This window comes from Cyclobacterium xiamenense, assembly GCF_042140265.1.
Classification (GTDB): Bacteria; Bacteroidota; Bacteroidia; order Cytophagales; family Cyclobacteriaceae; genus Cyclobacterium; species Cyclobacterium xiamenense_A.
The window spans coordinates 5,474,021-5,499,125 of sequence record NZ_CP159481.1; the positions used below are offsets into that span (position 1 = coordinate 5,474,021).

Annotated in this window: 18 protein-coding genes and 1 tRNA gene; 10 read left to right on the plus strand and 9 right to left on the minus strand. The window is 48.1% G+C overall.

Annotated features, from left to right (window positions below):
* The first annotated feature begins 113 nt into the window (after positions 1–113).
* The 3 genes from ABWH99_RS22460 to lpdA all read left to right on the plus strand — a co-directional run bounded on the left by ABWH99_RS22460 (position 114) and on the right by lpdA (position 6,011).
* Positions 114–2,906 (plus strand): 2-oxoglutarate dehydrogenase E1 component, encoded by a 2,793-nt coding sequence (locus ABWH99_RS22460; RefSeq protein WP_375584008.1) that lies wholly within the window; start codon positions 114–116, stop codon positions 2,904–2,906.
* An 88-nt stretch (positions 2,907–2,994) separates the two neighbouring features.
* On the plus strand, positions 2,995–4,545 hold the full coding sequence (odhB, locus tag ABWH99_RS22465) for a 2-oxoglutarate dehydrogenase complex dihydrolipoyllysine-residue succinyltransferase (protein WP_375584009.1): 1,551 nt from the start codon (positions 2,995–2,997) through the stop codon (positions 4,543–4,545).
* Positions 4,546–4,613: 68 nt separating this feature from the next.
* Entirely contained in the window at positions 4,614–6,011 is a 1,398-nt protein-coding gene (gene lpdA, locus ABWH99_RS22470; protein ID WP_375584010.1) for a dihydrolipoyl dehydrogenase, read from the plus strand.
* 267 nt (positions 6,012–6,278) lie between these two features.
* Here the strand turns inward: lpdA and murF are convergent, their stop codons facing one another.
* Positions 6,279–7,571, minus strand: coding sequence for a UDP-N-acetylmuramoyl-tripeptide--D-alanyl-D-alanine ligase (gene murF / locus ABWH99_RS22475; protein WP_375584011.1), 1,293 nt, complete (start codon positions 7,569–7,571; stop codon positions 6,279–6,281).
* A gap of 183 nt (positions 7,572–7,754) precedes the next feature.
* Between murF and ABWH99_RS22480 the strand changes: the two genes are divergently transcribed.
* On the plus strand, positions 7,755–9,503 hold the full coding sequence (locus ABWH99_RS22480) for an FG-GAP repeat domain-containing protein (protein ID WP_375584012.1): 1,749 nt from the start codon (positions 7,755–7,757) through the stop codon (positions 9,501–9,503).
* On the plus strand, positions 9,424–9,891 hold the full coding sequence (locus ABWH99_RS22485; RefSeq protein WP_375584013.1) for a T9SS type A sorting domain-containing protein: 468 nt from the start codon (positions 9,424–9,426) through the stop codon (positions 9,889–9,891). The genes ABWH99_RS22480 and ABWH99_RS22485 overlap by 80 nt, the downstream gene beginning before the upstream one ends.
* Here ABWH99_RS22485 and ABWH99_RS22490 read toward each other — a convergent pair.
* From ABWH99_RS22490 to ABWH99_RS22505, 4 genes are read right to left on the minus strand one after another with little or no spacing between them, the layout of a single operon-like run.
* Entirely contained in the window at positions 9,888–10,679 is a 792-nt protein-coding gene (locus tag ABWH99_RS22490) for an amidohydrolase (RefSeq protein ID WP_375584014.1), read from the minus strand. The two genes, ABWH99_RS22485 and ABWH99_RS22490, sit on opposite strands and share 4 nt — an antisense overlap.
* A gap of 29 nt (positions 10,680–10,708) precedes the next feature.
* Complete coding sequence (gene def / locus ABWH99_RS22495) at positions 10,709–11,260, minus strand: peptide deformylase (protein WP_375584015.1); 552 nt, start codon at positions 11,258–11,260, stop codon at positions 10,709–10,711.
* Complete coding sequence (gene ruvX, locus ABWH99_RS22500) at positions 11,257–11,670, minus strand: Holliday junction resolvase RuvX (RefSeq protein WP_375584016.1); 414 nt, start codon at positions 11,668–11,670, stop codon at positions 11,257–11,259. The genes def and ruvX overlap by 4 nt, the downstream gene beginning before the upstream one ends.
* The gene (locus ABWH99_RS22505; protein ID WP_375584017.1) at positions 11,670–12,428 is read right to left on the minus strand and encodes a hemerythrin domain-containing protein; all 759 of its coding nucleotides are present in this window, start codon (positions 12,426–12,428) and stop codon (positions 11,670–11,672) included. The genes ruvX and ABWH99_RS22505 overlap by 1 nt, the downstream gene beginning before the upstream one ends.
* 177 nt (positions 12,429–12,605) lie before the next feature.
* Here ABWH99_RS22505 and ABWH99_RS22510 point away from each other — a divergent pair, with 177 nt between their 5' ends.
* Positions 12,606–14,237, plus strand: coding sequence for a S41 family peptidase (locus ABWH99_RS22510; protein ID WP_375584018.1), 1,632 nt, complete (start codon positions 12,606–12,608; stop codon positions 14,235–14,237).
* 88 nt (positions 14,238–14,325) lie between these two features.
* Positions 14,326–14,781, plus strand: a complete 456-nt coding sequence (locus ABWH99_RS22515; protein WP_375584019.1) for a VOC family protein — start codon at positions 14,326–14,328, stop codon at positions 14,779–14,781.
* Between the two features lie 55 nt (positions 14,782–14,836).
* Here the strand turns inward: ABWH99_RS22515 and ABWH99_RS22520 are convergent, their stop codons facing one another.
* Complete coding sequence (locus ABWH99_RS22520) at positions 14,837–16,789, minus strand: M1 family metallopeptidase (protein ID WP_375584020.1); 1,953 nt, start codon at positions 16,787–16,789, stop codon at positions 14,837–14,839.
* A 253-nt stretch (positions 16,790–17,042) separates the two neighbouring features.
* Between ABWH99_RS22520 and ABWH99_RS22525 the strand changes: the two genes are divergently transcribed.
* The 3 genes from ABWH99_RS22525 (at position 17,043) to ABWH99_RS22535 (ending at position 19,717) form a co-directional block, all read left to right on the plus strand.
* On the plus strand, positions 17,043–18,875 hold the full coding sequence (locus ABWH99_RS22525; RefSeq protein ID WP_375584021.1) for a TonB-dependent receptor plug domain-containing protein: 1,833 nt from the start codon (positions 17,043–17,045) through the stop codon (positions 18,873–18,875).
* A 546-nt stretch (positions 18,876–19,421) separates the two neighbouring features.
* Positions 19,422–19,496: transfer RNA gene (locus tag ABWH99_RS22530), tRNA-Val, on the plus strand.
* Positions 19,497–19,528: 32 nt separating this feature from the next.
* Positions 19,529–19,717 (plus strand): GIY-YIG nuclease family protein, encoded by a 189-nt coding sequence (locus tag ABWH99_RS22535; protein WP_375584022.1) that lies wholly within the window; start codon positions 19,529–19,531, stop codon positions 19,715–19,717.
* Here the strand turns inward: ABWH99_RS22535 and ABWH99_RS22540 are convergent.
* From ABWH99_RS22540 to ABWH99_RS22550, 3 genes are all read right to left on the minus strand, one after another.
* Positions 19,714–21,813 carry an FG-GAP repeat domain-containing protein gene (locus ABWH99_RS22540; RefSeq protein ID WP_375584023.1) on the minus strand — a complete coding sequence of 700 codons (2,100 nt, stop codon included), beginning with the start codon at positions 21,811–21,813 and terminating at the stop codon, positions 19,714–19,716. The genes ABWH99_RS22535 and ABWH99_RS22540 overlap by 4 nt on opposite strands.
* A gap of 120 nt (positions 21,814–21,933) precedes the next feature.
* A complete protein-coding gene (locus tag ABWH99_RS22545) occupies positions 21,934–22,257 on the minus strand; it encodes a hypothetical protein (protein WP_375584024.1) in 324 nt (107 codons plus the stop codon).
* A 1,111-nt stretch (positions 22,258–23,368) separates the two neighbouring features.
* A complete protein-coding gene (locus tag ABWH99_RS22550) occupies positions 23,369–24,850 on the minus strand; it encodes a Do family serine endopeptidase (protein WP_375584025.1) in 1,482 nt (493 codons plus the stop codon).
* Between the last annotated feature and the right edge of the window lie 255 nt (positions 24,851–25,105).

Here is a 25,105-nt window from a genome sequence, read left to right on the forward strand (position 1 = left end):
TGCGGTACTCGAAAAATAAAGATGCTGATTATCAGAATTATTTGTAAAACCGCATATGCGGTTTTTATTAAATAACTTAATGCCTTAATTTTGGAATCTGAACAACACAACCCATGGATAAATATTCTTATATCTCCAATGCCCACGTAGCCTACATAGACGAGTTGTACGAGGACTACCGAAAAGACCCGGATTCCATTGACGGCAGTTGGAAAGCATTCTTTGACGGCTTTGAATTTGCCATCAACAAATACGGCGAAGACGAGAGCGGAGGAGCCGAAGTGGCAAGCACTACGCCTGTTAACGGCAACCTCGCAACCAAAGGCACCATCATGGACATGGAGCAGCTGCCCAAAGAAATTAAAGTGCGGGCGTTGATCCATGCCTACCGATCCCGGGCCCACTTACGATCGAAGACCAACCCCGTTCGGGAACGTCGGGACCGCAAAGCGCTGTTGGACCTGGAAGATTTCGGGCTGGATAAAAATGACCTGGACACCACCTTTCAAGCCGGAAATGAAATCGGAATCGGTGATGCCAAGCTATCCAAAATCATCGAGTCCCTGAAAACCATTTACGAGGGAGCCATGGGCTTTGAGTACCTCTCCATACGAGACCCCGAAATGCTGGATTGGTTTCGGATCAAGGTGGAAAAGGAAGCGCTGGAGTTTAATCCTCCCCTGGAAGACAAAAAACGCATTTTATCCAAGCTCAACGAAGCCGTTGTTTTTGAAAACTTCTTGCATACCAAATACCTGGGGCAAAAGCGATTTTCACTGGAAGGCGGCGAAAGTACCATTCCTTTTTTGGATGCGTTGATCAACAAGGCTTCGGACCTGGGCGTTGAAGAGGTGATGATCGGGATGGCGCATCGGGGGCGTTTAAACGTGCTGGCCAACATCATGGGTAAAACCTACGAACAGATTTTTTCCGAGTTTGAAGGTACGGCAAAGCCGGATCTGACCATGGGTGACGGAGATGTGAAATACCACATGGGTTTTTCTTCCGAAGTCCCTGCCAAAAACGGCAAGTTGATGATTTTAAAATTAGCCCCCAACCCCTCCCATCTGGAAGCAGTGAATCCGGTAGTAGAAGGATTTGTGCGGGCAAAGATAGACGACCACTACCAGGGCGATGAAGATAAAATGATTCCTATCCTGATCCACGGAGACGCAGCGGTCGCGGGACAAGGAATCGTATACGAAGTCACCCAAATGGCCAATCTCAAGGGCTACTACACCGGAGGAACCATTCATTTTGTCATCAACAATCAGGTGGGTTTTACCACCGATTTCGACGATGCGCGAAGTTCGATCTATTGTACCGACGTGGCAAAAATCATTGATGCACCGGTAATCCATGTAAACGGAGACGACCCAGAGGCAGTGGTGTATGCCGCCAAACTTGCGGTCGAATTCCGTCAAAAATTCAACAAGGATATCTTCGTAGACATGGTCTGTTACCGTCGGCACGGTCATAACGAATCGGACGAACCGAAGTTTACGCAGCCGGAATTATACAACCTCATTTCCAAACACCCCAATCCCCGGGAAATTTACAATAAAACACTCCTGGAACGGGGGCAGGTGGACGCCAAACTGGCCAAACAGATGGACAAAGAGTTTCGTCAATTGCTTCAAGATCGCCTGAATATGGTGAAGGAAAAACCTTTACCCTACACCTTTTCTCCTTTCGAAAAAGCGTGGAAAGCGCTGGAACGAGCAAAACCCGAGGATTTCGAAAAATCTCCGGAGACTGCCATCCCTTCCGGACACATCGAGAAGGTAGCCGAAGCACTCACCGTATTGCCAAAAGGGTTTAAACCGATCAAGCAAATAGAAGCACAGTTGAAGCAGCGCAGGGAGATGTTTTTCCAATCCAGGACATTGAATTGGGCCGCTGCGGAACTATTGGCCTACGGTTCGCTGCTACTGGACGGAAAAACGGTCCGGATTACCGGACAAGACTGTCAACGGGGAACGTTTTCCCACCGGCATGCGGTGGTGCACGATGCTACCACCAACACCCCCTATAATTCTCTGCAGGAGTTGAAAGACAGCAAGGGGAAATTCTACATTTACAATTCGCTTCTGTCGGAATATGCAGTACTTGGATTTGAATACGGCTACGCTATGGCCAACCCCAATGCGCTGACCATATGGGAAGCGCAGTTTGGGGACTTTGCCAACGGAGCGCAAACCATGATCGACCAATTTATAACCTCCGGTGAGTCGAAATGGCAAAAAATGAATGGACTGGTGATGCTGCTACCGCACGGCTACGAAGGGCAGGGACCCGAGCATTCCAACGCCCGCCCCGAGCGATTTTTGCAGCTAGCGGCAGAATACAATGTCATTGTGGCAAACGTTACCGAGCCCTCCAACTTCTTCCATTTGCTACGACGGCAGATGACGTGGAATTTTCGAAAACCATGCATTGTCATGTCGCCGAAATCCTTGCTGCGCCATCCCAAAGTGATGTCTCCCATCGAGGAATTTACCAAAGGAAATTTTCGTGAGATGTTGCTGGACGAGCAGATGGATCCCAAAAAAGTGAAGCGAGTGGTTCTTTGTTCCGGAAAGGTGTACTACGATTTGACCGAGATGCGGGAGAAAGAAAAAATCAAGGACGTAGCGATCATCCGCCTGGAACAACTTCATCCTTTGCCCAAAAAGCAGTTGTTGGCAGCCATTCAGTCCTATGGGAAAGACACCGAGACGGTATGGGTTCAGGAAGAGCCGGAAAACATGGGGTATTGGGCGTTTATCGTGAGAAACTTATTCAAAGAGCTGCCCATGGATGTCATCGCCCGGAAGGCAAGTGCTTCCCCGGCTACCGGCTACCACAAGGTCCACCTGGAAGAACAAAAGCAAATTTTGGAAAAAGCTTTAAAAATTAATTCTTAATTTCCCCTTTTCATTGTCAGTGTATAACATTTATTGAGATAAAGGCTACCCGGAACCTCTGCGATATCCGGTAAAAATCAAATAACCGATGAGTATAACAATCAAAGTGCCTGCCGTGGGCGAATCCATCACCGAAGTTACCATAGGTCAATGGTTTAAAAATGATGGCGATTTTGTTGAAATGGACGAGGTCCTGTGTGAACTGGAATCCGATAAAGCCACCTTTGAACTAACGGCAGAAGCAGCTGGAATCCTGCATACCAAAGCCGATGAAGGAGACAGTCTGGAAATCGGTGCGGTCATTTGTGAAATTGACCCGGATGCAAGCGAAGACGCCCCGTCCAATGCACCGGCAACGGAAAATACGGCTCCCTCCGAACCCCCTGCGGAAAGCCCAAAGCAAACCGGGGAAGTCAAAGAAATGCACGTGCCTACCGTGGGCGAATCCATCACCGAGGTAACCCTGGCTACCTGGCTTAAGGAAGACGGAGACTATGTAGCACTAGACGATATCATTGCTGAAGTAGACTCCGACAAGGCAACTTTCGAGCTACCCGCAGAGTCCTCTGGTATTCTGAGGCATGTGGCCCAGGAAGGGGATACCCTGGAAATCGGTGGACTAATCTGTAGAATAGAAGAAACAGACGGCGCACCTACGGAAGAATCGCATACGCCCGCGGCCTCCGAGACGTCGGAAGGTAAGGCGACGAACAATACGGGTAAGGAAACCTATGCCTCCGGACATGCATCTCCAGCCGCGGCTAAAATTCTTTCGGAAAAAGGGATCGACTCGAATGCTGTAACGGGTACCGGGAAAGACGGACGTATCACGAAGGAAGACGCGCTTAAAGCGGAGGCATCCAAGCCGGCAGCTGCCGCCACCAAACCCGCCACTACCGACAAGAGCAAACAGGCAGAACAGCCAGAAGCGCCCCAAAAATCCGGTATGCGGAATAGTCGACGAGAGAAAATGACTTCCCTGCGAAAAACCATTTCCAGGAGATTGGTTGCTGTAAAGAACGAAACAGCCATGCTGACCACCTTCAATGAAGTCAACATGAAACCCATCATGGATTTGCGCAAACAATACAAAGACAAGTTCAAGGAGCGGTACGAGGTGAACCTCGGTTTCATGTCGTTTTTTACCAAGGCAGCTTGTATCGCCCTGCAAGAGTGGCCGGCAGTCAATGCGCAGATAGATGGGAACGAAATCGTCTACCACGACTTCTGCGACGTATCCATCGCTGTATCCTCTCCAAAAGGATTGGTTGTGCCTGTCATCCGAAATGCCGAACAGCTTTCTTTCGCCGAAATCGAAAAAGAAGTCGTACGACTGGCTATCAAAGCCCGGGAGGGTAAATTGACCATCGATGAAATGACTGGCGGAACCTTCACCCTTACGAACGGCGGGATTTTTGGTTCCATGATGTCTACCCCGATCATTAATGCACCCCAGGCCGCTATTCTGGGCATGCACAATATCGTCGAGCGGCCAATGGCGGTAAACGGAGAAGTAAAAATCCTTCCCATGATGTACCTCGCACTGTCCTACGACCACCGCATCATCGATGGCAGGGAATCGGTGAGCTTTCTTGTACGCGTCAAGGAATTGCTGGAGATCCCGCTCGCTTATTGCTAGGTATTTAACGTTTTTTTCACATCCTGCACGGGCACTGCGCGGGCAGGGACTTTAAACCACGATCACGCATGTATGATTTAATCGTAATCGGTTCGGGACCCGGTGGCTACGTTGCCGCCATCCGGGCCGCTCAACTCGGCTTGAAAACTGCCATCATAGAAAAATACGACACCCTGGGAGGTACCTGCCTGAATGTAGGCTGCATCCCCTCCAAGGCCTTGCTGGATTCCTCCGAACATTACCACAATGCGGCCCACAGTTTTAAAAACCACGGCATTGACCTCAAGGATCTGAAAGTCAATTTCAAGCAAATGATCCAGCGAAAGCGGGAGGTAGTGAAGCAAAATGTGGACGGGATTCAATACCTGATGAAAAAAAACAAAATCGACGTGATTCAGGGACTGGGTTCTTTCAAGGATAAAAATACCGTACTCGTCACGAAGAAAGATAAAAAAACCGAGGAGCTTTCCGGGAAGCACATACTGATCGCTACCGGATCCAAACCGGGAAGCTTACCTTTTATCACCCTGGATAAGGAACGAATCATCACCTCTACCGAAGCGCTTGAGCTGAAGGAAGTTCCCAAGCATTTGATCATTATTGGCGGAGGGGTTATCGGGTTGGAACTCGGATCGGTGTACGCAAGGCTAGGTGCCAAGGTATCCGTCGTGGAATACCTCGATAGCATCATTCCTACGATGGATCGAACCATGGGTAAAGAACTCCAGAAATCCTTGAAAAAATTAGGCATGGAGTTTTACCTCAAACACAAGGTAACCGGCGTGGAACGAAAAGGGAAGGAAGTAACGGTAACGGCCCTGAACCCAAAAGAGGAAACGATATCGCTCAAGGGTGACTATGCATTGGTTTCTATCGGAAGAAAACCTTACACCGAGGGCCTGAACGTGGAAGCAGCCGGTGTAAAGGTAAACGACAAGGGTCAGGTAGAAGTAGACGATCAGCTAAAAACATCTACGCCCTCCATCTACGCCATCGGCGATGTGGTCAAAGGTGCCATGCTTGCCCATAAAGCAGAAGAGGAAGGCGTGTTTGTCGCCGAACAAATTGCCGGTCAGAAACCACACATCAACTACCTGCTCATCCCCGGTGTGGTCTATACCTGGCCGGAAGTAGCCTCGGTAGGGTATACCGAAGAACAGTTGAAAGAGAGCGGTAAAAAATACAAGACGGGCAAATTTCCGTTCATGGCATCCGGGAGAGCCCGGGCTAGTGGAGATGTGGACGGCGTCGTAAAAGTACTCGCAGATGCAGAAACGGATGAAATCCTGGGGGTACACATGATCGGACCCCGTACAGCCGATATGATAGCAGAAGCCGTTGTGGCCATGGAATACCGCGCATCGGCAGAGGATATCGCGCGCATGTCACACGCGCATCCTACCTACACAGAGGTATTCCGCGAAGCATGTCTGGCAGCTACAGATAACCGGGCATTGCACGTCTGACAGCTTCTTTGTAAGCCCCTTATTCGAAGCTCCTGCATGGTATGCAGGAGCTTTTTTGCTTCCAGGCCCTTCTGACAACGGGAGGTCCGCCTGAATTTCGAATAGAAACCGAAATTATAATTATAATGGCAAGGCAGGACACCTTGGGAACGGTCTGCAACATTGCAAACCCCGAGTCCCGATGTATGGGCGTTATTCGCGGAAACAACGTGCAGAATGCAATCCCGCCAAAAACGTAGGTAGAAGGCTCCGTATACTTTCCGCGAGCTATATAAAATCCAGGAGTGTTTCCAGCCGCATGCCGCGGCTTCCTTTGATCAAAATCTGATGGTTTTCCAGCGCGGAGTCGCTTAACCAATTCCTTAACGAAAAGGGATCCGGAAAGTACAGTGCTTTGGGTACCTTTGGCAGGGCATGGCGAACCAGGTCGCCCGTCAGGCAGACTTTTTCCAAGGACATTTCCTGTAACCGTTCCCCCAATTTCTGGTGTTCTTCCACCGCATGGGGACCCAGTTCCAACATGTCTCCGATGATTACCATCTTGTGGGGCCGCTTGTCCAGGTTTCCAAAGGTATGCAAGGCTTCCTCCATGCTGGAAGGGTTCGCATTATACGCGTCCAGCAATATCCAGTTGCTTCTTTTTTCCACAATCTGGGAACGCATGTTGGAAGGGGTGTAAGCTGCCGCAGCAGCAGCCGCTTCGCTCGCAGGCACGCCGAAAAAAACGCCTACACAAATGGCCGCAGCCAGGTTATCGAAATTATACGAACCGACTAATCCCGAGGTGTAGCGGTGGGGATCGGTACCCAGGCTGAAGACCACAAAGGGATCGGCACCGCAAAAGGAAATAGAACAAAAATCGGACTCGCCTGGAAACAAAACCGGATCTTCAAATCGGCGGATCATTTGGGAGAAAACCGATTGCCGGGTATTGATAAAAACCTTGCCGTTTGCTTCCAATAAAAACTGGAAAAGCTCGGTCTTGGTCTTCAGCACCCCTTCCGGTCCCCCCATGCCCTCCAGGTGTGCCTTCCCAATATTGGTAATCAAACCGTGGGTGGGCAAAGCTATGGCGCACAGTTCCGCAATGTCCCCCTGCTTATTGGCACCCATTTCGACGATGACCATTTCCGTATCGGCGGAGATACCCAATAAGGTAAGCGGCACGCCAATATGATTATTTAGGTTCCCCTCGGTGGCGTGCACCCGGTATTTTCTGGACAGCACCTGTTGCATCAGCTCCTTGGTGGTTGTTTTCCCATTCGAACCGGTGAGTGCGATGACCGGCCCGGCAAACTGTTTCCGATGGTACCGGGCTAAATCCTGCAAGGTCTTTAGCACATCGTCTACCAAAAAATAACCATCCCCATTTACCACCTCCGGATCGTCGACGATGACCCGGAAGGCGCCCAGGTCCAATGCTTTTGCCGCATAACTATTCCCATCAAAATTGGGACCCTTCAGTGCGAAAAACAAGGCGCCTTTTTGAAGTTTACGGGTATCTGTACAGACACCGTTGGCTGACCGAAAGTATTCGTATAATTTACTGATCGTTTCCATTCTCAGGTCGGTTATTCTTGAATGACTAAAATTACGCCTGTTCTCACCGCTTTCGCAGCAAAAGTAACATATCCGATTTCAACTTTTAACGTTAAAGAATAAAAATAACTATTAGAATGAGTGGTAAACCATTAATTTCACCCAAAATCTCTCAGGCTACAGCCTGCAAATCCTAATTCCCCGATGAGGCAATTCAACCTGATCCTTTTTCTTTCGTTTTTCCTGGTCTTAAGGACCCCCGCCCAGGACCTGTTTCGATTGACCGGAGACACACCTACGGTAACCGTTTCCGGACAGGAAATACCCATGCCATTTGCTGGCGGAATCAATGCCGCACAGGTACAAGCGTTCGACCTGAACGGAGACGGGCGCGAAGAACTGATTATCTGGGACATAAATGCGGGGCGTATCCATGCCTACGAGCACCGGGAAAACGGCTACCGCTACTTCCCCGGAGCCGCGTACTATTTCCCAGACGATGTCAATGGATTTCTGCTATTGGCGGACTTCAATGGCGATGGAAAAAAAGACCTGTTTACAGGCTCCCCCTTTGGGATCAAAGCCTATCGAAATGAAGGAGTAAGCGCTGATCAATTTCCGGAATGGGTCGTCGAAAGCGATTTTCTTCGTCTGGAAAATGGCTCCAATCTCACGGCCAATATCCTGGATGTACCGCTGATCGAGGATCTCGACGGCGACGGCGACCTGGACATCCTCACCTTTAATTTTGCAACGGGAGACTACCTGGAATTCTTTAAAAACACCAGCATAGAACGCACCGGACAGCCTTCGGTCGACGGTTTCGCCGCTGCGGTTGCCCGCTGGGGAAGGTTCGAATTTTGCGATTGTGGATCCATCAGTTTTGGCATTACCTGCGCAGGTCAGCCCATCGCTGATCGGGAACCCACACCCGATTTGCTTCGTACCCTGCATTCGGGAGGGCATACGCTCTTGTACCGGGATTTTGATAACGATGGAACAAGGGACTTGCTGATCGGACAAGACCAGTGCAGCGTACTTTATTTCCTGCCAAACGAGGGTTCGGACACGGAACCTGTCTTTGAGGAATTCACCACCTCACTTCCTGGTTTCGGGCCTTTACCTGAGTTTCCTATTTTTCACAGTGCGTTCGTTTTGGAAGAGGACCTGTTGGTATCCAGTCATTCCTCCGAACCGATTATCAATACCGGTTCGGATTTTTCAAGGAGCATGTATTTGTTACAACCGGGCCTTTCCGGAACCGTCGAAACCACGGGTTATTTACAGGAACAAATGGTAGACTTTGGTGAAAATTCCCGTCCCTATTTCCTGGGCAACCGCTTGCAGGGCAGTCTTTTTGTGGGCGCAAATATCCGGGACTCAAAAGGAGTTCAGGGCCGGGTTTACGAATTGCAATGGGAGAACAACCAAATCCAACTGGTAAGCGAGGATTACCTTCGTCTGTCGGAGCTCGAGCTGCTGGAGCCTTCCTACCAGCGGTTTACTTCCGCAGGTAATGAAACCTACCATGTGATTACCGGCGATGTGTATACCGGGCAGATTCCGGAAAAACAAATCTGGCTTTCGAAAACTCGATACACCCGAAGAAAGGTTTTCGATTACCGTACCCGACTTTGTCTTGCGGGGAATGGACCAGGTTTATCTTTTCCACGATTCCAGAGAGAACTACCTGGCATTGGCTCGGCAGACTGGAGAACTGGTACTATTTTCATTGACACTGGATGGGGCACCGGAACTCAGACTCCTGGAGCGGGAGTTTTTGGGTTTTGTAGACAATCCCGTGAGTCGAAATCTCACGGTGGCAGTGAAATCAGGACCCAAGCCCTACCTAACGGCCATCGACCAGCGAGGTGTGTTGTATTCTTCGGAAGACATTTTGGGAGCGGGGAATGTCCTCCCGGTTTCGGTTCAACTGGAAAACAGGATCTTTGATCAAACCCGATTCGGTAGAAATACCTGGATCGGCCTGGTTCCCTCCCTTTTGGGCGAAAAACCCGATTTGATTATTGGTAATCGTGCGGGAGGGCTCGAGTACCTGGAAAGGATACCTAATCCGAACGGGGAGACTTCTGTAACTTTAAAGGCGCTAATATTTCCAAACCCCAGCCAGGACCATCACGTCCAAATTGTGGTAAACCAAGCCGAAGTACGCCTTTCGGTGTATGACAGCAACGGACGATTGCTTACATCCCAACTACCCTTACGAGAAAACGAGCAAAACGAACTCAACCTTTGGGGATATTCTCCGGGATTGTACTTCCTTGAATTTCAGGCACCAAACCAGCAACCCTTGTATAAAAAACTTTGGTTAGGTCCCTAGGATAGAGAAAACCTGTCTGCATCCTTCCAGGCAGGGAATTTCGTTCGGTATTCACGAAGGGACGAGGCATTCAGGTCTACGTAGACGACTCCTTCTTGCTCTCCAGCGCTTGCGATGCAATTCCCTTTGAAATCGTAGGCTGCCGTATGGCCGCAATAATGCACCCCATTTCCATCCGTTCCAATACGGTTGACCCCTATTGAATACGCAAGGTTTTCCACCGCTCTGGCCTTAAGCAATGTATCCCAAGCCTGTACGCGTGGCGCAGGCCAGGAAGCCACGTAAAAAATCAGGTCGTAATCCATTACTCCATCCTCCGTCGAGCGGTTGCGTGACCAAACAGGAAATCGGAGATCGTAGCAAATCTGGGGACGAATTTTCCACCCTTTGACAGAAAAAATGGTGTTTGATTGGCCCATGGAATAATGGTGGTCTTCGTCGGCCATTCGAAAGAGGTGCCGCTTGTCGTAATGACTTACCTTCCCTCCCGGTTCTACCCAAAGCATGCGGTTGTAATAGTTGTTGTCCGCTTTGATAATCAGGCTTCCGGTGACCACGGTGTCCAATTGTGCGGCCATTTGCTTCATCCAGCGGGTACTATGAAGGTTCATGGGCTCGGCCTGGCTGACCGCATTCATCGTAAATCCAGTGGTAAACATCTCTGGTAGCACCAGAATGTCCGCCTTTTCTTCCATTTTCCAAAGCTTTTCCTCGAACATGGCCAGGTTGGCAGCCACGTCTTCCCAGTAGAGAGCTGTTTGAACCAATGCTACACGGATGTTTTCCATAGGGCTTACCAACTACAATTAAACAGGTATTAACCGGGATAGACCATGCGGTAATCCGTCGGTACTTTGCCCTTGCTGATATCCAGCAATTTACCCTTTACCATCCGCTTTTTAAGTCCCTTCAGGTAATCGACAAAAAGAATACCTTCCAAATGATCGTATTCATGTTGGATCACGCGGGCAGTCAACCCCGAAAATTCCTCTTCCTTCAGGTTCCAGTCTTCGTCAAAATACTCAATGGTCAGTTTTTCCGGCCGGGTAATTTCCGCACGTACATCGGGGATACTCAGGCAACCCTCCTCAAATTCAAATTTATCTCCGTATTCATCCAAGATAATCGGGTTGAGGAAGGCCTTTCTTACCCCTTTTTCTTCGTCACCTTCTTCCAGCATCAGGCTGCTATCAATGACAAACAAGCGAATGCCTTTGTTGATCTGCGGTGCGGCCAGTCCGACGCCGTTCGCCAACCCCATGGTCTCGAACATGTCTCGGATCAACCCTTTCACGTCCTCTCCCTCCCGAATTTCTTCTGACTCCTTTTTCAAAATAGGGTTTCCATACGCTACGATGGGGTATATCATTTTTTCTCCAGGTAAGTTTGTAAAATAATAGCGGCACTGATTTTATCCAGGTTACCCGCTTTTTCTCTTCTGTCTTTTTTACTGCTTCCCATTTCGATCATGGTTCGCATGGCCATTTTGGAAGTAAACCGCTCGTCCACCAGCACAACGGAACGGTCTGGGAACAATCGCTTCAACTTTTTCTCCAGGTTCAGCACAGGCTGGGTCATTTGGGTAGCACTTCCGTCCATGGACTTGGGAAAACCAAGCACAATTGTCGTAACGGCTTCTTTCTCCAAATATAATTTCAGGTATTCCAACAAATTATGCGTGGGGATAGTTTCCAAGGGATTGGCCAGCATGCCCAGGGGATCGGTTACAGCCAGTCCGGTTCGCTTTGACCCCAGGTCTATGGCCAGTATCCTGCCCATCAATTACTTTTTATTTGTACGGTGAGTTTGCGCTTTACTTCTTTTTCCAATTCGACGGCCTTTGGGAAAAGCAAATCGTTTTCGATTTTTGCGTGGATGACCAATTCTCGTTCCAGCTGCTGAAGCTCGTGAAAAAGAACTTTCATGGACACGGTTGCCGAGGCAGGAATCCGGTAGTCGTTGGTCAATTTCCGTATCCCCTCCATTTCGTCATCGTGAGCTTCGTGATCAGCCGCCATCTTGGCGATAGCCGGAAGCGAAAACACCCGAATCGCTTCGGAAAGCGGCAAAACCGCGGCATCGATTTCCTGCAAAAGGCGGATTCTTTCAAAAAGTGTGTCTTCTTCCTCATGGATGTGGTGAATAAAATCATCCACAAAAAGCGGGAACATCAACCGCATGTCCGTCATAAGACTTTTGTGCTTCGGACCAAGATCAATGCCCTCTACCATGCTGGATAAAAATGGTAGCGCTTGCCGGACAAAATACCGATGCTTTTTCTTCAGGTAGCCCACGACCAATTCTATGGGATGGAGAAACAATTCTTCCCGGGTAGGTTCCTTTCGCGCTGCCCAATCCTCCAGCGCCGCGATCACCTGAGCGGGATTGACCCTGTGGGCGTTGCAGGCCTCTTCCAGGGAATGATTCTCGTGCTGAAAAAAACTGATACCAAAAAAATGCAATACCCCCGCAAGGACGTGGTTCTCGTTGACCAGGTCCGCAATGGATTTTTTACGACTATTTTCGAGGGAGTGCATGGCTGTAAAATTAAAATAAATTAACGTAAAAAACGGGATGTTCCGACATCGATTTGAATTTTATTGCGTTTATTTAAACGAATCAGTCCCGATACATGTTTAATTGTATATTTGATTAAAAAAGAGTACCTTGAAAGATACAAGGCTTCGCCTGAAGAAATAGTAAACCGAAACGACGTGAGTATAGAGAAGAACACCAAAGCACAGATTCGATTGCCCATTTTCCTGGCACTGGGGATCTCTGCCGGAATCTGGATAGGTGCTACCTTTGCAGAGCCCAAGACAGACAGAAACGATTTAAAATCGGCTATTTACAAGTTGCAGGAAATCATCACCTACATAAACAGAGACTACGTGGATAGTGTGGACACCAATGAATTGGTGGAGTACGGCATTGAGAAGATGCTTGGCAAACTGGACCCTCATTCGAGCTATATTCCCGCGGAAGATGCTGCACTCGCCAAGTCTCAGTTAGAGGGTGAATTTGATGGAATTGGTATCGAATTCGGCATCTTACGAGATACCATCTACGTGGTATCCCCCCTGACGGGCGGGCCTTCCGAAAAAATCGGTCTCCTTCCCGGAGATCAAATCATTAAAGTAGATGGGGAAACGGTAGCGGGCACCGGTGTTACCAATCGGGATGTTTTTGACCTGCTCAGAGGACCCAAAGGAAGCCAGGTAGTCGTCGGTATCAAACGAAAAAACGAAGAGGATCTACTGGAATACAAGATCATCCGGGATAAAATTCCTCAGTATAGCGTCAACGCTTCCTATATGATTGACGAAGAAACCGGATACATTAAGATTACCCGTTTCGCGGCCAACACGCACGAGGAGTTTCGACTGGCACTTCAAAAACTGAAGGCCGAAGGAATGGACCGTTTGATCCTGGATTTGCAGGGAAATCCGGGAGGATACATGGGTGCGGCAATCAATATCGCCGATGAAATTTTAAAGGACAATGCGGTCATTGTATCCCAGGAAGGAAAACTTAAACGATACAATCAAAAAGCTAGGGCCGTTAGACCGGGATCCTTTGAAGAAGGTTCGGTGGTCGTGTTGGTAAACGAAGGCAGCGCATCTGCCTCTGAAATTGTAGCGGGCGCATTGCAGGACAACGACCGGGGGCTGATTGTGGGCAGGCGGTCGTTTGGTAAAGGGTTGGTACAGATGCCCATCGATTTATCGGACGGCGCAGAGTTGAGGCTGACCATTGCGCGTTACTTTACCCCCTCCGGACGGTCCATCCAAAAACCCTATGGTGAAGACGAGGAGGATTATGCGATGGATTACTACAATCGTTTGGAGCACGGGGAGTTTTTTAGCGCCGATAGCATTAATTTCAATGACAGCCTGAAATACGAAACGGTAAAGGGACGCACTGTCTATGGCGGCGGTGGAATCATGCCGGATTACTTTGTCCCCTTGGACACCAGCATGACCAGTTCCTATGTGAATCGCCTCTTCAGTTCCGAGTCCTGGAGAGAGTTCATTCTGGATTACCTGGACGATAATAAACGTAAATTTGAAGAGATGTCGTTCGACGAGTTTTACAGGGACTTTGAGGTTTCCGACGCCATGCTGAATTCCCTGGTCAAGACCGGGGAGAAATACGATGTTGAATTCAATGCCAAGGATTTTAATAAATCAAAAGTGTATTTGAAAACACTCCTGAAAGCCCACATGGCAAGAAATATCTATGACGACAATGCATTTTACAAAGTCATCAACAATATCAATGAAATCTATCAGCAGGCAGTGAAGCTGCTGGATAATGCCGACAATCTGGCATTTTTTGACGAATAACGGGCAATCGCTCCTAAAAAAGCCAGAAACATTCTTTCTGGCTTTTTTTTATTTCTTAGATTTGGCACCAACAAAACCCAAACTATCCATGCCTCAAAAAAGCAATCCAACGTATTTTATTATTCTAGCTTTTACCTTATTTTCCATGAATGCCTTCAGCCAAACCAAGATCAACCATTTTGCTGTCTATGCGAAAGACCTGAAAGAGAGCAGTCAATTTTACGAAGAAGTGGTTGGGTTAACCCCGATTGACGAACCGTTTAAAGACGGCCTTCACGCCTGGTACGCCATTGGATATGGTCTTTCCATGCACCTGATTGAGCGGGAAAAACCCTGGAAGGAGCCCGTAATTGATAAAACCAACCACCTTTGCTTTAGTGTAGAAAATTTGGAGGAATTCATCGAGAAACTTGCCCGTTACAACATCCCTTTTGAAGATGCGGTCGATAACAAGGGCAAAATAAATATCCGCCCGGATGGCATTCGCCAAATTTACATTCAGGATCCGAACGGATATTGGATTGAAATCAACGATGAATACTGAGAGAAAAAAGAGGCTGGACCGAAAAATCGATCCAGCCTTTTTTACCTGCAGTTGATTATTTGTAGATATTCGTCGGCCATGAGTCATTGGCAATATTGACGTCCGGGAGTATTTTATCAGGGTCAATTTCCACCCGCGTCAATTTTTTCGTCCCGGAGTGCCGATAATTCCATCGGTCTCCCCGCTGCCAAATTTCTACAGGAAGCATTAGTGATTCCTGAGAACCATCCTCGTAGGTAAGCCCTAGCTTGACGGGCATAGGTACCTCCCCCTTATTTGCCAGAATAATCACCTGATCGTTTCCATAAGTGACCACGCGTTCAATCGCCAGGTCAATATTTCCTGTTCCATAAAACCAGGATTTCCAAAACCAGGACAGGTTCTCCCCCGCCACATTTTCCATCCGATTGAAAAAATCACTTGGCTGGGGATGCTTGTAGGCCCAGGCATCGATGTACGCAGTAAATGCATTGTCAAATCTCTCCTCACCCAAGATGTATTCCCGCAATACCAGCAGTCCCATGGCAGGTTTCATGTAAGCGATCATACCCAGGTTTGCCGTATTGGCTACATCCGGATAGGTATCTATCCCTTCCCGGTCCTCGCTGGTTAGCCAATTGAGATACCTACGCGTTTGATTCAAATTGGACCCGTACTCGCCATTGTTAAACGCTTCAGAACTGTAGTGGTTAATGAACGTATTGAAACCTTCATCCATCCAGGCATACCTTCGCTCGTTTGTCCCAACGATCATCGGGAACCAATTGTGCCCAAATTCGTGGTCCGTGACTCCCCATAGGGATCCTTCCCTGCTCCTATAACTGCAAAAGTTGAGTCCAGGGTACTCCATGCCGTTGATGTCGGCGGCTACATTTACCGCCACAGGGTAGGGGTATTCGTACCATTTTTGAGAATAGTGCTCAATGGAGGCTTTGCTGTATTCGGTAGACCGACCCCAGGCTTCGGGTCCGTCGCTTTCTTTCGGGTAAACGCTTTGAGCCATGGCCAGGGTCCCGCTGGGAAGCCGTATCGCCGCCGCATCCCAAATAAACGCTCTGGACGTAGCGAAGGCCACGTCTCTGGCATTTTCTATACGGAAGTGCCACGTCAGGGAACCTTCTTGTTTTGGTCGGGTCAGTTCAGGGTGCAAGACCTCATCGGGCCGAACCAAATAAACCGTGGTATCACTGCTGGCTGCCAGCTCCATTCGCTCCTGCAATTCCTTGTTGAGAACTTCTTTTGGATTTTGAAGGGCTCCCGAACCCACTACAATATGGTCATAAGGAACGGTCACCTTGTAGTCGAAGTTGCCGTATTCCAGGTAAAACTCGCCCGCGCCCAGATAGGGCTCAATATTCCATCCGACCACATCGTCAAATACCGCAACGCGAGGATACCATTGTGCCAATGCATAAATGGTCCCGTCCTCCACCGACAAGCGTCCCATGCGGTCCATCCCTTTCTCGGGTATTTTGAATTCAAAATCCATAGAAACGCTGGCTTCACCTCCCTTTGCGGGAATGGGTTCACTAAAAAAAACCTGCATGCGGGTATCGTTGATCAGGTAACGTGAATTGGGAGTACTGCCGCGCTTGCTAAGCTGGGCCTGCACATTCCGAATCGTGTAGCCACCGTCGGTATCTCCCGAATAGCGGTTTCCCGAAATGGGAGTGGTGAGCGTTCCTCTCGAATCCGGAGTAAATCGATTTTGCTCGAGATGTATCCAAATGAACGGCAACGGCTCGGGGCTGTTGTTGGTGTAGGAAATTTGCACCGTCCCGGCCAGTACATGTTTCTCTTCATCCAGGCGAACCTGCAGCGAATAATCCGCCCGGTTTTGCCAATAATCGGGCCCTGGAGTACCAGAAGCAGATCGGTAAGCCGAGCCCCGCTTGTACATAAACTCATTAAAATCATCCTGATTGTTTTCGGTCACCTGTGCTGTAGCCCAGCTTACCGAAAATAGCAGTACCACTGCCATCCATTTGCGGAAACTAGTAGAAGTCATATTGTTTTCTTTTCTGCTAATTTAACAGAAATTACCAAATAATAAGAAATCAACACCTCAAGAAGCATCGAGTGCTCGTATGGAGACAAAAACGACTTTTCATCTAAGATTAAAGGGAAAAATAAGAAAAAATTTCGCCTATCCTCACCTTTGTTACCGATGTTCCCGCTATGAAAATGAATGCCTCTATTTTTCGGACTTGGTTTTTTGATTTTTTGGGAGGTACTTTGATCGACCTAACCAGAAACTAGCCATGAAGTATTTCATTTTGACCGTAGTATTTATTGGATATACCTTGCCCTTACTGGGACAGGAAGACAGTCTCTCGTTCACCCTGGATGAGGTCACCATTAAGGAAAACCGAATGGAAATCCCCTTTTCCAAAAGCTCCCGAAATATTCAGGTCATACACCGAAAAGCCCTCGAGACCAGCCCCGCAAGAAGCCTCCAGGAAATTCTTTCGTTCACCCCCGGGGTAGACGTTCGCCAACGGGGTGTGGCAGGCGTTCAGGCAGATATCGGCATTCGCGGCGGATCTTTTGAGCAAACGCTCATGCTGGTCAACGGGATCAAACTATCCGATCCACAAACGGGCCATCACATGGTAAATATTCCAGTTCCCCTGGCAGGCATACAGCGGATAGATGTGCTAAAAGGCCCCGCATCCAGGATATTTGGGCAAAATGCCTATGCAGGCGCAATTAACGTTATTACCGAACTTCCGGAGACCTATGAACTTCACGCGGGCATCTACGGCGGCGACTTCGGTATGCGTGGAGGAACGTTCCAATTGGGTCTGCCTTTGGGAAATTTTAAACAAAACCTGGCCGTTTCGCATGACGCAAGTAACGGGCACTGGTACAATTCCGACTACAAGGTTACCAATCTTTTCTACGAAAGTGGCCTGGCGCTGACCCCTTCTCAAGAACTGAAAGCAATGGTGGCCTTTGCCAACCGGGATTTTGGAGCCAATGGGTTTTATTCCAGCTCCTTCCCCGATCAATGGGAAAGCATACAGACCACCCTGGCGGCCTTAAGCCATACATTTGAACAGGATCAATTGTATATTCAAACGCGGGCCTATTGGAGGCAAAATCAGGACGAATTTCGATTGCGCAGGTACGAACCGGAATTCTTCCAAAACCAGCACAGCACTGACGTGGTGGCTCTGGAGGTCAATGCGCGTCGGAAACTTCCCATTGGTACGCTCGGTATGGGGGTAGAAGGCAGAAAAGAGCAGATCGATAGCAATAATCTTGGAAAACGGGACCGCAGGCTTTTGGGTGCATTTCTGGAACACCGCATAATCGTTGGGGAAAAGGGTGACCTACGAGCCGGAATGTATTCAAATTACTATTCCGAGTACGGGTGGAAGCATTTCCCAGGCGCCGAAATTGGTTACCAACTGCGTCCCTGGTTGCGCACATACGCAAACGTTGGCAGCAGTTTCCGGATCCCTACCTATACCGACCTGTATTACTCCGGCCCCACCAACATAGGCAATGAAAACCTTCAGCCAGAAAAGGCCCTGAGCTATGAGGGTGGAGTTAAGGTTTTCAAAGAAGGCCTGAATGCAGAACTGGTATACTTCAAGAGGAGCACCAGTAACCTGATTGAATGGGCCAGGCCGGATGCCGACAGCCCCTGGCAGCCGCAGAATTTTAACGAAGTCGATTTTCAAGGGCTGGAACTTGGCCTGATTTACACATTTTCTTCCTCCAATTCCGTCCTAAAAATGGAAGAAGTTTCCGTAAGCTATCACTTCATTGATGCCAATCTGGTAGAACAGGAGGGGCAGGAAACCCGCTATTCACTGAATGCTCTCCGTCACCAACTCATCGGGGGTATACAACTCTCATACAAAGATAAGCTCGAATTGACGGCAAAAAGTCGTTATATTGAACGAATGAAGCTTGATCCCTACTTTCTCCTGGACATCCGACTTGACTTCAACCGACTAAAAGACGTAGGCTTCTTCACAGAAGTATCCAACCTCAGCAACACAGACTATATTGAGGCAGGTACCGTGCAGATGCCGGGCAGATGGGCCCGCGGAGGTCTGACCGTGAATTTCGGTGGGAAATAAACCAATTGAAAAAAATGCCAGATAGAATTTGTAACAAAAAAAATTAATCCTACATTTGCATTCCCATCCGACTAAGTGCGGAACGGTTTTCCCGCAAAAGCGCGGGCTGTACCGAAAACAAATGGAAAAAGGCGGGCGTAATTAATGTGCGACACTGCTTTATAAATTGACAAACGGGGAGTTTCGCTCAGTTGGTTCAGCGCATTCCGATTACCATCGGAAGGGTCGGGGGTTAAAAACCTTGAACACAATTGACAGATTGATTTATTGGGAGTTTAGCTCAGTTGGTTCAGAGCATTCCGATTACCATCGGAAGGGTCGGGGGTTAAAACCTTGAACACAATTGACAGATTGATTTATTGGGAGTTTAGCTCAGTTGGTTCAGAGCATTCCGATTACCATCGGAAGAGCCGGGGGTTAAAACCTTGGACACAATTGACAGATTGATTTATTGGGAGTTTAGCTCAGTTGGTTCAGAGCATTCCGATTACCATCGGAAGGTTAGGGGGTTAAAAACCTTGAACACAATTGACAGATTGATTTATTGGGAGTTTAGCTCAGTTGGTTCAGAGCATCTGCCTTACAAGCAGAGGGTCGGGGGTTCGAATCCCTCAACTCCCACGATTAGCCTCTTCCGGAGGCTTTTTTTTATTATGCCCTGCTTCTTCTACATTCTCTTCTCCGAGTCAAGTGACCGGTATTACATCGGACATTCTTGCGAAAAACTCTCCGAGCGAATTCGAAAACACAAGATAAAGCAAAGAAGCTACAGGGAGATGTTGCCCCTTTTGGTTTTCTATTTTCCTCCAACAAATTTCCTCCGAAGACCAAAACACTGCTAACGCTTAAAGTAGGAGTAATTAGCGGGCTGCTGTCTTCCAACAGAGGTCATGGTAGTAGTGATATCGTAGCCAGATCGCTGCCAGTAATAAAATTGACCGGTTTCTGTTCCTACCAGTAAATCAGGGACTCCGTCGTTGTTGAAATCCGACGCCACCGGACCATCGGTATGCCCCATCAACGTTTGAGAAAGCACCCGTCCCATGTACTCCAACACGATTTTCCCATCCTTCTTCCCTTTGTTTTTCATCCAGTCCACTGCTGGTTTGGAGGAGACGATCAAGTCTTCCAGACCGTCGCCATCCCAATCATGAAACGTAATTTTCAATCGCCCACTACTGGACCCTTGTCGCTGATTAAGAAGTATTGCACGTCCATCGGGATAGATAAAGTTTCTTTGTGGATGTGCTAGCACCAACTGCCCCTCCACTTTCTTACGGGGGTATGCGGCCAGGTATCCCTCATGATCCAGCATCACCAAATCATTCAAGCCATCTTCATTCACATCCATGATAAACGGAGAAGTTCTCCAGGGTGCCAGAAGCTCGCTGTCATTGGCGACTCCCGGCACCCATGCGGGACGCAGGGGGTCGCCTTCCCACATGACCGGTAGTGGCTTTGGAAAATCAAGCGCAGGAGACGTCCTGGTGCCAATATTTTTAAAAAAAACGACGTTCCCATTGTGCTCGTTTGCCAGTATATCCGGTAAATCATCTTCATCCCAATAGCCTACGTCGATGGTCGTATATCCCCAAATAGGTGGCTCTGTGTTGGGCAGTGCTTCGTTTTGAATCAACCGAATTGGCTTCCCTCCTACTTCCAACAATTCAGGGGCATCCCAGGAAGGTGTTTTGCCTCCGCGATTTTTGATAAACCCAATGTGCCCTACTCCATTTCCACTGATAATGTCATCCAGACCATCTCCATCCCAATCAAAAACCCTGGGTGCCGCCAGGGCTCCAAAATCTACGTATTTGGCTTCCTGCTGGAAAAAAACTGGTGCCTCAAATTGAGGTAACCCCTGATTGAATTTTCCGGTATGCCTGAGATAGGATATTTTACCGTCTTCATCTCCCGCAAGGATATCTGTATACCCATCCTTATCCCAATCTACTGCCACCAGATGCATGGTAGCCCTGGATTCAAACTGTATGGGAAGTTTATCAATGGTCAGCACCTTACCGGAAGAAAATTCGTGATTTGTCGGCGAACCGGTGTTTTCAAAATAAATCAGAAAATCATCGTTCCATTCAACTTCAAAACTCTCTTGATTTTTCCCAATGCTCAAAAAATCGTAGTCCCCATCGTTGTCAAAATCTGCAAACATAGGCTTGAGGGAAAGGCCTTCCGCCAATGAGGAACCATCCGATTTCAATAATCGCTTCGGAACGTCGTAAACCGGCGTATCGTCGGTTCCATTGTTTTTCAAAAATAAAACGTGATTTTCTCCATCGGTCACGTATTCAATCTTCTCCGCTAATTTGGCTACCTTTCCGCGGTACGATCTAGGCCTATCCCCGGTAGCCACCGCTACCAAATCGTGCACCCCATCGCCGTCAAAATCGATAAGCTTCCATTCAGACTTGCAATTGTGTAAATAATCGTACCCTTCTTCGGGAAGAATCACTTCATTTTCGTCCCAGAATACATTTTCAGGAACATCTTTATATAGTAACAATTTTTCCCTTACCCTGTCTGGTGTCAACACGTGCATACGACCCTGAACATCCGATACCTGAAACCTCGCCCCATCATCCCCCAACCTCCTTCGTTCAAAGGAGACTTTCATTCTTCTTCTAAACAAAGGTAAGGGTACATTTCCCGATAGGTTTTCGAAATAGAAGATTCCGGATTCCGTATAGCTAGCTGATTCTGAAATTAGCAAATCGAGGTCTCCATCGCCATCAAAGTCCATGGGCATCGGAACTGCTTTGAATCCCGCATCCAAATCTACGACCAAGCCTGGGTTGTTGTACGCGAGCTTGTGAAGTAAATTGTCTCCGTACATGCGCTCATCGTTTTTGTCGCCTTCGCTGCTGCAAGAAACAAGTAAAAACAAACTCAAAACGAAAACGTAATCCTTTTTCCTTTGTATCATGACGAAACATCTATCAATTTTTTTACGGGCTTAAATATATCGTTTTTATCCGGCTGCCACAATGCAGGACCAACCAACCCCTGCACCTCATTTGGGTTGCATGGTGCAGGGATGGTAGGTTTATTGCGCATCCATTCTGTCTGCATGTAATCGAATAGAACGATAAGGATTGTACCTCCAACCTTTGCGCTCAGCCCGGCCTGCGTACCGCAGGGTACAGGTCATTCCTTTAATCGTAAACCCAACCTTTCGATACCAATCCCTCAGGAATGCCTGTGTAAGGCTGGCCGAGGTAATGGTGATGCTGCGTAAAAAACTACCGGTAGTGGGCCAGTAGCCCTTTCTTGTCTTTACCCAGTCCCCTGCTTTGGATTTCTTGACTCCAGATTTGGTAAGATTAGTCGGACTGGTCCGTATCCTTTTCCATTGTTTCCATGTTATCATCCTTATCCGTATCCGGTACTATTCGTCAATCTTGAACAACAAATTACGCATGTCAGCCAGTTTGAAGGAGGTTATCCAACCGGTGACACTGGCGGAGGGCTTCCCTCCTGTAGTCATTTGCCCAGCCATTGCTGCGGGATGTCCGTTCATTTGGTTTGGCCCTTATCTTCGATACACTTTTTAGGTGGACCCCATCTACCTTCCCTTTTTACTTCATAAAAGGAGTGCCCAGACAACTTTGCCTTGGATACCGGGGATCTCTGGTTTTTTAGCCCTATTCATTTTCAGAAACAATTTTCCCCTTTAACGTGGATAAACGACTTCATTACTCGCTCTGCACTTCCTTTGTGTCTACACAAAGCTACCATTTCATCGGTATGGAGCATGAACCTGTGCCCCTCCGTTGCAGCTCCCGGTCCAGCCCGTCGAGCATAAAGTTGCTCAAAAATGGACGTAGCGGTTCGCCATGGGGGATGCCCAGAGCAATGGATTACTAGCTGGTAACCAACGTCTTGCAGGCATTTCTAAACCAGGAAAGGTACGATCCGTCGGTCCTCGATCGTGCGGTAGATCACTTCTGGGAGATCTATTTCTCCGAAATTTTTTGCTTTCTTCCATTCGTACAGCACCCTTCGTCCACAGCTCAGGTAGTAACCTCCAGCCCTTACCCAAATGAGTTGTATCGTTTACTACCATTTCGACTGACGTTTCCTGGCAAGCTTTACTTCCGGTCTCGTAGGCCGTTTCCACAGATCCAGTAGGCCTCCCGTAGTAAGGCAGCCCATTTTCACGCCATGTCCCTGCCACAGTTACATCCCGATGTTCGCGTACTCTTTGGACGTTGACTTGGTTTGGGGTCTTATCCCATCGATTACGGCATTTTTTGTTCGTGTTCCCCGAAGCGGAGCTTCGCCACAAGCCTCATTACCCGCGACAGGCAGCCCTCAGATTCCACCTTACGAGGACCGCTCTTGCTCGTGGCTAGTAAGTTGTCGACTACAACCAATCACAGGAGACTTTCACCACCTGGCAGGTTACCATGCACGGCGGGCATAAAAAAAGACCGCTCGTTGGAAAAGAGCGGTCTTTTTTTACTTTTTTATTCCGAACATTACAAGTTCAAATCGTAGTAGGATCGTTGTCCGTTGGGATAAACACCCAAAATGGTCACCTCTTCGCCTTTATAGGTTTTAAGTGCTTTGATCACATCTTCCCCATTCAGGATTTTTACCCGACCAATTTTGGTGATGATGAATCCTTCCCTGACACCGGCTTCTTTCCAAATTTCGTTGTCAATGACGGAAATGGATGCCCCGCCTTCCAACTCAAGTCGTTCTTTTACACCGGCACTCAAGTCCTCAAAGATCACTCCTTCAAATTCACTGGTTTTAGGCAGTTCTTTGATGACTACTTTGGTATCACCGGATACGTTTTTCAGGGTGGCGGTCGTGGTCATTTCTTTGCCGTCACGTAGGAATTTCACTTCTACCTGGTCTCCAGGTCTCTTTCTGGCGACTCGCTCCTGCAGAGCAGAGGTAGTAAATGTATCGAAACCATCCACTCCAATGATAATGTCCCCCTTTTGAAGTCCTGCATCTTCTCCCCCACTGCCTTCATTGACTTCTCTGATGTACACGCCGCGATTTACACCCACGTCTTCACCAATGAATCCTTCCAAATCTGCATTTACATCCATGATGATGACGCCGAGCAAGCCTCTTTGAACGGCTCCAAACTCCAGCAAATCATCCATTACTTTTCTTGCTATGGAACTGGGAACCGCAAAAGAGTAGCCGCTGAATCCGCCTGTTCTGGATGCAATGGCCGTATTGATACCAATGATCTCCCCATTCAGGTTTACCAAAGGTCCTCCGGAGTTTCCAGGATTTACTGCGGCATCCGTTTGAATAAAGGACTCGACCTGAAGATTACTTTCGTCCCGAAGGATACCGATATTTCTTGACTTGGCGCTGATAATTCCGGCAGTTACAGTAGAATTAAGCTCATAGGGATTTCCTACGGCCAGTACCCACTGTCCAATTTTCGCCTGATCCGAATCACCGAAGGGAATAAAAGGAAGGTTATTCGCCTCAATTTTCAATAATGCCAGATCCGTAGTTGGGTCAGTCCCGATGATTCTAGCCGTAAACCTCCGGTTGTCTTCCAGCGTAACGTCTACCTTGGATGCATTTTCTATCACGTGATTATTGGTGACTATGTATCCATCTTTCGAAATAATGGCACCTGATCCGGAGCTCCTTCCTTCTCTCGGAGGGGCTTCCCCTCTTGGGGGACGGAAACCAAAGAATTCCTCCAATGGGTCCACTCCACTTTCACGACTCCCCATGGTGACGGTACTCCTTACGTGAACGACGGCCGGAGTTACCTGCTCTGCCGAAGCGACAAAATTAATGCCCTCCGGCACGACGAAACGATCGTCTGCCAGCCAGTTCACAAGACTTGTGTTTTGCTTCTCTGCGAAATTTGTGGATGAATCTTGATTGTTTTGCAACAAACTCACACCCAGTATGGCTACCATTCCCCCAATCAGTGAGGCAAGGACCATTCCCAGGAAAAACTGTTTTCTATTCATTGTATACCTTTCTTTTAGATTACTCAATTATACACGACAATATGCGGAATAAGTTGCTTCCAAAACAGTGCCATATCGTAAGAAACACTTGATTTTAACAGCAATTAACACCGAATCCCCAATATTTTGTACCTAACGGGTAGAAAACCTTCTTTCCGCGGCAGCAGTACAAGTACCCTGCATGATGGAAACAAAAAACTTATCAAATTAAATCTCTCGATCTAACAAATTTCCAGTAAATTTATTTGAAAAATA

Coding starts and splice junctions, on each gene's coding strand:
- ABWH99_RS22480 (WP_375584012.1), top strand. CDS start 7,755: ATGAGGCAATTCAACCTGATCCTTTTTCTTTCGTTTTTCCTGGTCTTA.
- ABWH99_RS22490 (WP_375584014.1), bottom strand. CDS start 10,679: ATGGAAAACATCCGTGTAGCATTGGTTCAAACAGCTCTCTACTGGGAA.
- murF (WP_375584011.1), bottom strand. CDS start 7,571: ATGGAAACGATCAGTAAATTATACGAATACTTTCGGTCAGCCAACGGT.
- ABWH99_RS22540 (WP_375584023.1), bottom strand. CDS start 21,813: ATGATACAAAGGAAAAAGGATTACGTTTTCGTTTTGAGTTTGTTTTTA.
- def (WP_375584015.1), bottom strand. CDS start 11,260: ATGATATACCCCATCGTAGCGTATGGAAACCCTATTTTGAAAAAGGAG.
- ABWH99_RS22545 (WP_375584024.1), bottom strand. CDS start 22,257: ATGATAACATGGAAACAATGGAAAAGGATACGGACCAGTCCGACTAAT.
- ABWH99_RS22515 (WP_375584019.1), top strand. CDS start 14,326: ATGCCTCAAAAAAGCAATCCAACGTATTTTATTATTCTAGCTTTTACC.
- ABWH99_RS22525 (WP_375584021.1), top strand. CDS start 17,043: ATGAAGTATTTCATTTTGACCGTAGTATTTATTGGATATACCTTGCCC.
- ABWH99_RS22505 (WP_375584017.1), bottom strand. CDS start 12,428: ATGCACTCCCTCGAAAATAGTCGTAAAAAATCCATTGCGGACCTGGTC.
- ruvX (WP_375584016.1), bottom strand. CDS start 11,670: ATGGGCAGGATACTGGCCATAGACCTGGGGTCAAAGCGAACCGGACTG.
- ABWH99_RS22550 (WP_375584025.1), bottom strand. CDS start 24,850: ATGAATAGAAAACAGTTTTTCCTGGGAATGGTCCTTGCCTCACTGATT.
- ABWH99_RS22535 (WP_375584022.1), top strand. CDS start 19,529: ATGCCCTGCTTCTTCTACATTCTCTTCTCCGAGTCAAGTGACCGGTAT.
- ABWH99_RS22520 (WP_375584020.1), bottom strand. CDS start 16,789: ATGACTTCTACTAGTTTCCGCAAATGGATGGCAGTGGTACTGCTATTT.
- ABWH99_RS22460 (WP_375584008.1), top strand. CDS start 114: ATGGATAAATATTCTTATATCTCCAATGCCCACGTAGCCTACATAGAC.
- lpdA (WP_375584010.1), top strand. CDS start 4,614: ATGTATGATTTAATCGTAATCGGTTCGGGACCCGGTGGCTACGTTGCC.
- odhB (WP_375584009.1), top strand. CDS start 2,995: ATGAGTATAACAATCAAAGTGCCTGCCGTGGGCGAATCCATCACCGAA.